Here is a 9934-nt window from a genome sequence, read left to right as displayed (position 1 = left end):
AACTACGAACGCAGAGACAATCCGGGAAGCACAATCATCACGGTGTGAGAAGAGTTCTATGACACCCTCTGGGGTAGTTTACTCACGCCGCACGAACAGGACGGCCGCGAGCGCGACGAGCGCGCCCACTAGTGTCACGACGCCGAACCCAGGGCTGGAGCCGCTGGACGTCGCCGTGCTGCCCGAGTCATCACCGGCGTCGCCGCCGCTGCTCCCGTCGTCCGCACCGCTGATCGAGGCGGTGCGCTCGGAGAAGTGATTGAACGCGACGAAGACGGTCGCGTTTCCGGAGGCGTGCTGTTTCACCATGTAAGCCGACCGGTCGCTCCCGAGTGCGCCCTCGAGATCGCTGTACGAGGAGACCTCGACGGCCGTACCGCCACTCACCGCGACGTCGAGGTTCTCGGTGGTGCCGACGGCAGCCTCGGAGACGGACGTGATGAGGACCTTCCCGGTCTCGCTTGTGCGATCCACAGTGACGTTCACGGTGGACTCACCGGTCTGTTTCGCCGTCATTGTCGTCTCGTTCGCGTACGTCACGACGCTCGTGGACGCCTTGGCCCCGGCCTCGGCGGCCGTGCCGGCGTAGACCTCACCCGCAGCTTTCCCCGAGGCGATCAGCTCTTCGGCCTGCGTCTCGGCCTCGGTCTTCCCGTCGGGGTAGGCGCGCAGGACGACTTTGCCATTCGTGCCGACCTGCCCGGTGACGTTCCCCTGCTCGTTGACGGTGACGCTCGCGTTGCCGACGGCGATGAACGTCGCCCGCGTGCCGTCCGCGGTCGTCACCTCGACCTGATTCTCGCCGCTCGCCGACGCCTCGGCGTTCGTGGAGAGGTTCGCGACGACGACCTGCGACTCGTCGCCCGGTTCGACGACGAGGATGCCGTTGTTCTCGTCGTGCGCGGTGAGCGTCGCGCCGCTCTCGGCTTGCACCGTCGCGGACGTTTGCGTCGTCGTGCTAAGCGACAGGCCGGCGAGGTCGACGTTCACCGTCGCCGAGAGGTCGAGGCCCCCACCCGCGCCGAGGAGCCCACCGCCGCTATCGCTCTCTGCTTGCGAGGTCGACTGGACGCCGATGCTCTGCACGACCGTCGCGTCCTCGACGGTGTAGTCCGTCACCGTCGATCCCTGTACGTCGAAGGAGACGTGCGTCCCAGTGTAGGCGTTCGAACTACTGGACGCCGCTGCTGTGGATGCGGGGACGACGCCCGCGACGAGGAGTAGTGCGACCGCTACTACTGCGATAGTCTGCCGAGACATGTATCCAATACGGTTATCGAGCCGCTCGAAAAACGATTGTGGCCATTAGCGATCGAGCTGCTTTCCTACGGTGTCTCAGCGCGCGATGCCGTCGTCCGACCGATCGAGCACACCCTCGACCTCGTCGGGCGTAACGAGTGCGGTGTCGCCCGGGATGGTGCGCTTGAGTGCCGCGACGGCTGCCGCGTACTCCAGCGCCACTGGGACGCTCTCTCCCTGTAGATAGCGCGCGAGGAACCCGCCGACGAAGGCGTCGCCCGTCCCGACGGCATCGTGCGTGTCGGCCTCGAAAACCGGCTGTTCGATGACGTCGCCGGCGTGCCACGCGAGCGCGCCCTCCTCGCCGCGCGTCACGACGACGGTCTCGAAGCCCCACTCGGCCGCGAGATCGCGCGCCACGCGCTCGGCGTCCCCGTTGAGGCCGAGAACGGTCCGCGCGTCGCGGACCGCCGTCACGAGCACGTCGATGTCGGGGAAGAGCGATTCGAGGACCGGTCGCGCCTCCGACGGCTCCCAGAGCTTTGAGCGGTAGTTCACGTCGAAGACGGTCGTCGTGTCGGCGTCCTGCGCCAACTCGAGCAGGTCGGCCGTCGTCTCCTCGAGCGTGTCGGAGAGCGCGGGCGTGATCCCCGAGGTGTAGAACGCATCGGCCGCCGTGATCCGCTTCGTCGGGAGTTCTTCGGGCGTCGCCGTCGTCACCGTGGCGTTCGCGCGGTCGTAGATGACGTTCGTCGGGCGCGGCGTCGAGGCCTGTTCGAGATAGTAGGTGCCCTGTCGCCCCTCGTCGCTCCAGACGACATCCGCCTCCGCGCCCTGCGCCTCGACGGTCGCCGTCACCTTTCGGCCGAGCGCGCTGTCGGGGAGCTTCGAAATCCACGTCGTGTCGAGGCCGAGGCGGCCGGCGTTCACCGCGACGTTGCTCTCCGCGCCCGCTGCGCGAAACTCCAGTTCGGACGCGCGTTCGAGGCGTTCCTGGCCGGGCGGGCTGAGGCGCACCATCGTCTCGCCGAACGTCACGAGATCGCTCATGTTTCGGCCGACGATGCCGCCCTAAATCAATCCGCGGGATTCCCCGCCCACTCATACCCCTGTCACTCCGGGGTGCGATCCTGGTGTCCGGGGTAGTCACGCTCGAAGCGCGCGTCGAGTTCCGCCGCGTCGATCTCGACGATCACCGGCCGGCCGTGCGGGCACGCCCACGGCTCTGCACAGTCGTCGAGCCGATCGAGTAACGCCGTCACGTCGCCCTCCGCGAGCGACGTGTTCCCCGTGATCGCGGGCTTGCACGCCATGTCGGCGAGCAGTGCGTCCGCGGCGTCGAGGACGTCGTCGCCCGCCGCGGCGCTCGTCGCAGATGCGAGCACGTCCCGGACGAGTTCGGCGTCGAGTGCCTGGCCGAACACTGCCGGGACGGCTGTCACGACCGCGTTCCGGTCATTCAGCTCGGCCTCGAAGCCTGCGTCGCGGAGCGCGGGCAGCGCTCCCTCGAAGCCCGCCGCCTCCGCCGCCGTCAGCGACACCTCGGCCGGCGTCACGAGCGCCTGCGAATCCGGTGAGCCGCCGAGCTCCTCGCACAGTGCCTCGTAGCGCACTCGCTCGTCCGCGGCGTGCTGGTCGATCAACACGAGGCCGTCGTCCGTTTCCGCGACGACGTACGTGTCGTGCAGTTGGCCGAGCACGCGCAGCGACGGGAGGCGTTCACGCTCGGGCGTATCGGGCTCTGCTGTCCCCGGGAGGCGGGCGTTACGCGTCGCACCGGTGACCGTTCCGCCCTCGTCGCTCGCCGTGCCGGTACCCCGATTGCCCGAGCGCCCTGTTCCCGACGACGGACTGTGTGGTGCCCGCGTGCTCGTCGAGTCGCCGCTCGCCGTCCCGCGCGTCGACACGGATCCTCCACGCGTCGACTCCGTCGCGCTCGCACTCCCTGCCGCGTCGTTAGGGTGCGTCGCGCCGCCACCGCTCGTCGTCTCGCCCGGCTCCGACGTGGCGCGCTCAACCTCGTCCTCGCGCTCGGGCACGATCGCGGCGTCCGTTGGCTTCGACGCCCCGCGCGGGGCACTCGTCCGCACTAACCCGTGCTCGCGGAGGGCGTCGCGCACCGCGTCCGTCGCGGCCTCGCGGACGCCGGGTTCGTCCTCGAAACGCACCTCCATTTTTCGTGGGTGTACGTTCGCGTCGACCTCGCTCGGCGGGAGTTCGACATCGAGGACGGCGAACGGGAAGCGATCGGCGGCCAGTTGCGTCCCGTAGGCCTCGACGATCGCCTCGCGGAGCAGCCGGTCGCTGACGTAGCGGCCGTTGACGTACGTCGCGAGGTAGTCGCGCGTCGAGCGCGTCGTCTCCGGGTGGCTCACGTACCCCCGAACGCAGTCGAGCGCACCCGCCGAATCGGCGTCCACGGCGATCATCGACTCGGCGACGTCGCGGCCGTAGACGGCGAGGAGGGCCGAGCGCACGTCGCCGTCGCCCGGTGTCGCGAACGTCTCTGTGTCGTCGTGCGTGAGTGACACCGCGACGTCCGGGTTTGCGAGCGCGTAGCGCGACACCGCGCGGTTGACGTGGCCGAACTCGGTGTTCTCGGCGTTTAGGAACTCCCGGCGCGCCGGCGTGTTGTAGAAGAGGTCGCGTACCGCGATCGTCGTCCCCGCCGCGCGCCCCGCAGGGCCGACCGACTCGATCTCGCCGCCGGCGACCCGCACCTCGGTTCCGCGTCCACCCTCGCGCGGTTTCGTCGTTACTGTTAGACGCGACACCGCGGCGATCGTGTGCAGCGCCTCGCCGCGGAAGCCGAGCGTTCCGACGTGCGCGAGGTCGTCGGCGTCCCGGATCTTCGACGTCGTGTGGCGCTCGACCGCTGCCTCGGCGTCCGCGCGCGTCATTCCGACGCCGTCGTCGCGCACGACGAGCTCCTCTGTTCCGTCGCCTGCCACCTCGACCTCGATCCGCGAGGCGTCCGCATCGAGGGCGTTTTCGACGAGCTCTTTCACCACCGATGCGGGCCGCTCGACGACCTCGCCGGCCGCGATCCGGTCGATCGTCGCCGCGTCGAGCTCGTGGATCTTCGTCGCCGCCTCGTCGCCCTCGCTCATGGCCGTGGATGGCCGTACGGCACCATCAATCCGGCGCTCGTCGCACTCAGTCTAGTCGATTTTGCCACTCGTTAACGCGCTGGAGCAGGTCGAGCGGCGAGGAGTTGTTTACGTCAGTGTGCCGGAGTTCGTCGAGGACGGCCTCGGTTTCGGGGTCGAGCGTCTCCTGGCTCTCGTCGCCGCCCTCGTCGGCGGCGTCCTCGCCATGCTCCTCCTCATCCGTTCGTAACTCGCCGCTTCCGAGGTCGAAGACGACCTGTTCGCTTCCCCCCGAGCCGCCACGGACGTCGACGGCCTCGTCCGCGCGGAGCTTCGCGAGCACGTCCCGCGAGCGCGACACCACGGGATCGGGGACGCCCGCGAGGTCCGCGACGTGGATGCCGTAGGAGCGATCCGCGGGGCCGTCCGCGACCGTCCGGAGGAAGGTCACGTCGCCGTCGCGCTCGTCCGCCGTCACATGGACGTTCTGTACGCCCTCCAAGCGCTCCGCGAGGTCCGTCAGTTCGTGGTAGTGCGTGGCGAACAGCGTCTTCGCGCGCACCTCGTTGTGGAGGTACTCGGTCGCGGCCCACGCGATGCTGATGCCGTCGTCGCTCGCCGTGCCGCGCCCGACCTCGTCGAGGACGACGAGCGAGTCCTCGGTCGCGGAGTGGAGGATGTTGCTCAGCTCCTGCATCTCCACCATGAACGTCGAGCGCCCCTGCGCGAGCTCGTCGAGCGCGCCGACGCGCGTGTAGACGCCGTCGACGAGCCCGATCTCGGCCGATTCAGCGGGTACGAAGCTCCCGGCCTGCGCGAGCAACACGATCAGCGCCGTCTGGCGCATGTACGTGCTCTTCCCGCTCATGTTTGGTCCGGTCACGACGAGGAACCGCCGCCCTTCGCCGAAGCGCGCGTCGTTCGGGACGAACTCCACCGTCTGCTCGACGACCGGGTGGCGACCCGCCGCGACGTCGAGCGCCCGGTCGTCGCGGAGTTCGGGGCGCGTCCAGCGGTTCGCGCTCGCGTGCTCCGCGAAGCTCGCCAGCGCGTCGAGTTCGGCGAGCGCTCGCCCCGCGTCCTGCAACAGCGACGCGTGCGAGGCGACCTCGGCGCGCAGCTCGTCGAACAGCTCGCGTTCGCGGGCCGCGCGCTCCTCCTCGAGGCGGAACAAGGCCCGCTCCTTCTCGTCGAGCTCGGCGCTCCGATAGCGCTTCGAGTTCTTCAGCGTCTTCACCTCGCGGTACGCCTCGGGGACGCGATCCGTCTGCGAGTGCCCAACCTGGAGGTAGTAGCCGTCGGTCTTGTTCCGGTCCACCGTCACCCGCGAGAGGTCGCTCTCCGCTTTGACGCGCTCCGCGAGTGTGTCGAACCACGCGACGAGATCGTCGTGCTCAGCCGCAAGCTCGTCGAGTTCGCCGTCGTAGCCGCGCGCAAAGATCCCCGTCTCGCTACCTGGATCGTCAGCGAGCGCGTCGTCCACCATCTCGCGGAGGTCGGCCGCGGCCTCGGCGTCCACCCGCGCGAGCACGTCCCCGAGGGGCGAGTCGGCGAGCGACGGCGACGACGTCACCCGTTCGCGGAGCACCGGGAGTCGTTCGAGGGTGTCGACGATGCGCTTCAGCGCCGCGGGGTCAGCGCTCCCGCTCGTCGCGCGCGCCGCGAGGCGTTCGAGGTCCGCCGCGCCATCCAGCGTCTCACGTATCGCGTCGTGTTCGAGGGCGTCGCTCGCGAGCGCGTCGACGCAGTCGTGGCGTCGTTCGAGTTCTGCGCGCCGTTGGAGCGGCCGGACGAGCCACGCTTCCAGGCGTCGCGCGCCCATCGACGTCACCGTGTGATCGAGCGTCGCCGCGAGCGAACCCGCCCGCTCGCCGCGCATCGTCTCGGTCAGCTCGAGGTTGCGCCGCGTCGTCGGGTCGAGCGCGACGTGGTCGTCCGCCCGATAGGGCTGGACGCGCGTCAGCGACGATAGCACGCCGACGCCCGTCTCCGCGACGTAGTCGAGCGCCGCCCCCGCCGCCCGCGTACCCGGCCCTTCGGGTTCGACGCCGACGGCGTCTAGCGCCCCCTCGCCGAACTGCTCGCGCACGCGGTGGGTCGCCTTGCCGGGCGCGAACGCCTCCGTCCCGTGGACGCTCAGCGTCGCGTCCGTGTCGTCGCGCACCGCGTCGCAGAAGTCGTCGTCGCCGCGCAGCGTCGGCCCCGGAAGCACTTCTTCGGGACTGAACCGCCCGAGTTCCGCGAGCGCCGTCCGTTCCTCGTCGACCTCCGTCAGCCGGAACGTTCCCGTCGTCACGTCCACCGCCGCGAGGCCGTACGTTTCGCCGTCGCGCACCACCGCGACGAGGTAGCGCGCGTCCGCACCTGTCGCCTCCAGTAGGGTACCCGGCGTCGCCGTCCGCGTGATTTCGCGCGTCGTGTCGTCCTCGCCGCGTTGCTCCGCGACCGCCACCGTGTAGCCGCGCTCGACGAGCGATTTGAGGTACGGCGTCAGCTCGCTCAGGGGGACGCCGGCCATCGGGTACGAGGAGCCGTGACTCGACTTCTCGGACATCTTCAGGTCGAGCTCGTCGGCGACGAGGCGCGCGTCGTCCGCGAAGAACTCGTAGAAGTCCCCGACCTGCATCGCGAGGATGTCCGCGTCCGACCCCTCCTTCAGGCCGAGGAACTCCTCCACGATGCCGGTCACGTCGCCCTCACCCCGTCGCGCGCGGGCGTCTCGATCATAGCGATAGGTGGCTACGCGCGAGTAAGAACGCACCGCCTCGTCACGCCCGGCGTTCTTTAAGTAGCTCTCGTCACAAGTAGTAGATACGAGCAGGGTCGCCCGGTCTTCTCGGGTGGCCGATAGTGAGTACGGAACGGTTGCTATTCGCCTTCATCGTCCGCTTCCCTCCCGTTGCGTGGCCCCGTCTCCACTCTCCCGTATCCCCCGTCTTTTCACCGTGCGCCCACGTATTCTCCCGTGATGCGCCCGCTACACGCCGCCATTCTCGCCGCGGTGCTCGTCGCCGTCGGGAGCCTCATCCTCAACGCCCTCCACGCGCCGTGGATCGCCTCGCCACTCCTCGTCGGTGTCGTGATCCTCGCCGTCGGCGTCCTCCCGAACCGCCTCGACTCGATTTAAGTGTCTTTGGTCACAAGTAATAGATACGAGCAGACCTGCCCGGTCTTCTCGGGCAGCTGATAGTGCGTGTGGAGTCGCGACCCCGTCGTGTTCCCCCACTCACGCCGTTCCGCCCGTCTCCTGATAGATGACGTGTCCGCAGGCCTTGCAGTGTGAGGCGTCGGGATCGTGCGCCGAAAGCCCGCAGTTCGGACAGGTGACGTCCACTTTCTCGCGGCGCGTCCACTCCTTGACGATCTTACTCGCCTGCTGTGGGACGAGGATGATCGCCGCGATGATCGACGCGATGGTCACCCAGCGCCCGAGCGTCGTCACCGGGAGGACATCGCCGAACCCGACCGTGGAGAGCGTCACGACAGTGTAGTAGAATGCGTCACCGAACGTCCCGACGTCGGGATTCGCGGCGTGCTCGGCACCGTAGAACAGCCCCGCGGAGACGAAGAGGATCACGAGGACGGTGATGAGTAGCTTCGCCGCGCGGAGGGCGTTGTCCGAGACCGTCCCGAAGAAGAACTCGGCGTCGCGGGTGAAGCGGTAGAACCGCAGTACGCGGACGACGCGGATCGCGCGGAGAAAGCCGATCGACGCCACCGTCGAGGCCGGGAGGACGAACACCGCGAACGTCGGGAGGATCGCCAGCAGATCGACGATCGCGTAGGGGTCGCGAATCGCCGCGAGCACGTCGTCGGCGACCGTGATCCGTGCGGCGTACTCGAGTGCGAAGACGACGGCGATAGCGAGCTCCGCACTCCAGAGAAGGGCCCGCACGTCCGCTGACAGGGTGTACGTCTGGGCGACGTAGATCGCGACGAACACGAGGTTCAACACGAACAGCGTGGCGTCGAGCGCGCGCCCCGCCGTCGTCTCGTCGTCGCGGAGGTAGAACCGAACCCGATCGCGAACGCTCGTCGTCGACCCGTCGCTGTCCATACTTCTCGTAGCGTCCGCCCTCGCCATAACGACGGTGACCACTCCCCCGCTCAGTCTTTTAAGTGTCTCTGGTCACAAGTAGTAGATACGACCGAGGTGCGACAAGCAGTGTCGCACTGTTCTTTACGTCTCAACTCGTCTAGCGACAGTCCCGTTCTCCTATCGGTCGCCGGAGGCGACCGGCCTTTTTCACCCATGTTTTTGCCGTGAGCGGTCGGCTTCGCCGACCCGAGCGGGAAAAAGATGGAGTGGGAGATACGACCGAGGTGCGACAAGCAGTGTCGCACTGTTCTTTACGTCTCAACTCGTCTAGCGACAGTCCCGTTCTCCTATCGGTCGCCGGAGGCGACCGGCCTTTTTCACCCATGTTTTTGCCGTGAGCGGTCGGCTTCGCCGACCCGAGCGGGAAAAAGATGGAGTGAGAGATACGACCGAGGTGCGACGAGCAGTGTCGCGCCGTTTCTCGCGCTCTCACCCGCTGAGCGACGCGCCCGCCCATCCCGTCTGTACGCCGTACAGCTCCTTCCCACGTTCGTAGGCGTCCCAGAGCGGGTCGCTCGTCGGTTCCCGCAGTGTCTCGCCGTCCATCGTCACGCCGCCGCCGTCGCGCACCTCGCCAATCGCGGCCGCCCTGATCCCCTCGGCGGCGAGCGCGTCGAGCACGTCGTCCACGCCGTCCGGGTGCACCGTCAGGAGTACGGTCCCCTCACTCGACGCGGTCCACGGGTCGACGTCGAAGACATCGCAGACCTCGCGGACGCCCTCACCGACGGGGAAGCGCTCGCGTTCGGCGTCGAGGCCGACGCCCGACGCCGCGGCGAGTTCGTGTAGGGCGTTGTCGACGCCGCGCTCGGTAGCGTCGTGCATCGCCGTTACCGGGCCCGCGGCCGCGGCGGTCAGCGCGTCCCGGACGGGGCTCGCCTCGCGGAAGCGTGCTTTCCCCGCCTCGATCGCCTCGGCATCGAGATCGAGTGCGTCGCCGTAGAGCACGCTCAGGAGCCCGGTCGTCTCGATTGCCGGCCCCTTCGTACAGACGAGGCGATCGCCCGGCCTCGCACCCGTCGGGACGACGAGGTCGTCGGGATCGCCGACCGCGAGCGTCGTCGCCGCGCCGACCGTCGGCCACGCACAGCCCGCGTACGCGCCCGTGTGACCGGTCGTGATCGAGACGCCGAGCTCGCGCGCTTCGCGGTCGAACACCGCCCAGAGTCGCCCGACGTAGTCCGCGCTCGCCTCCGGCGGCAGGTTCAGCGTGACGCTCAGGTGGCTCGGCGGAATCCCCGAGAGGGCGGCGTCGCTCACAACGATATGGAAGGCGAACCACGCGGCGCGCTCGACGCCGAGTTCGCGCAGCACGAAGACGGGGTCGGTCGCGAGCGCCACCACGGACTCGCCGACGTCGATCACGCCGAAATCCGCGCCGTGCGCCGGGCCGAGGCGAACGTCCGGCCGCTCGGCTCCGAGCCGCGGGTAGATGTGGTCCTCGAAGAACGCGCGCCCGACCTTCCCGGTGTCCATACGCCCACCCGCGTCCCCGCGGAGTTAGGCG

7 protein-coding genes are annotated in these 9934 nt (G+C 68.8%); 1 reads left to right on the top strand and 6 read right to left on the bottom strand.

Annotated features, from left to right (window positions below; translation table 11 throughout):
* Nucleotides 1–78: 78 nt before the first annotated feature.
* The 4 genes from ABDZ36_RS02750 to mutS all read right to left on the bottom strand — a co-directional run bounded on the left by ABDZ36_RS02750 (nt 79) and on the right by mutS (nt 7017).
* The gene (locus ABDZ36_RS02750; protein ID WP_211313680.1) at nt 79–1260 is read right to left on the bottom strand and encodes a hypothetical protein; all 1182 of its coding nucleotides are present in this window, start codon (nt 1258–1260) and stop codon (nt 79–81) included.
* A 75-nt stretch (nt 1261–1335) separates the two neighbouring features.
* Nucleotides 1336–2289, bottom strand: a complete 954-nt coding sequence (gene kdgK1 / locus ABDZ36_RS02745) for a bifunctional 2-dehydro-3-deoxygluconokinase/2-dehydro-3-deoxygalactonokinase (protein ID WP_211313679.1) — start codon at nt 2287–2289, stop codon at nt 1336–1338.
* Nucleotides 2290–2351: 62 nt separating this feature from the next.
* Entirely contained in the window at nt 2352–4349 is a 1998-nt protein-coding gene (gene mutL / locus ABDZ36_RS02740; protein ID WP_211313678.1) for a DNA mismatch repair endonuclease MutL, read from the bottom strand.
* 46 nt (nt 4350–4395) lie between these two features.
* Nucleotides 4396–7017 (bottom strand): DNA mismatch repair protein MutS, encoded by a 2622-nt coding sequence (gene mutS / locus ABDZ36_RS02735; protein ID WP_211313677.1) that lies wholly within the window; start codon nt 7015–7017, stop codon nt 4396–4398.
* Between the two features lie 279 nt (nt 7018–7296).
* Here mutS and ABDZ36_RS02730 point away from each other — a divergent pair, with 279 nt between their 5' ends.
* Nucleotides 7297–7455, top strand: a complete 159-nt coding sequence (locus ABDZ36_RS02730; protein ID WP_211313676.1) for a hypothetical protein — start codon at nt 7297–7299, stop codon at nt 7453–7455.
* 99 nt (nt 7456–7554) lie between these two features.
* Here ABDZ36_RS02730 and ABDZ36_RS02725 read toward each other — a convergent pair whose 3' ends face one another.
* Nucleotides 7555–8385 carry an ion transporter gene (locus tag ABDZ36_RS02725; protein ID WP_211313675.1) on the bottom strand — a complete coding sequence of 277 codons (831 nt, stop codon included), beginning with the start codon at nt 8383–8385 and terminating at the stop codon, nt 7555–7557.
* A gap of 471 nt (nt 8386–8856) precedes the next feature.
* Nucleotides 8857–9903, bottom strand: a complete 1047-nt coding sequence (locus tag ABDZ36_RS02720) for an AIR synthase family protein (RefSeq protein ID WP_211311886.1) — start codon at nt 9901–9903, stop codon at nt 8857–8859.
* Nucleotides 9904–9934 lie beyond the last annotated feature (31 nt).

It is taken from the genome of Halarchaeum salinum (assembly GCF_039520965.1).
Lineage (GTDB): Archaea > Halobacteriota > Halobacteria > Halobacteriales > Halobacteriaceae > Halarchaeum > Halarchaeum salinum.
Note: the sequence above shows the minus strand (reverse complement) of the source record. Positions and strands in the feature narration are given on the sequence as shown.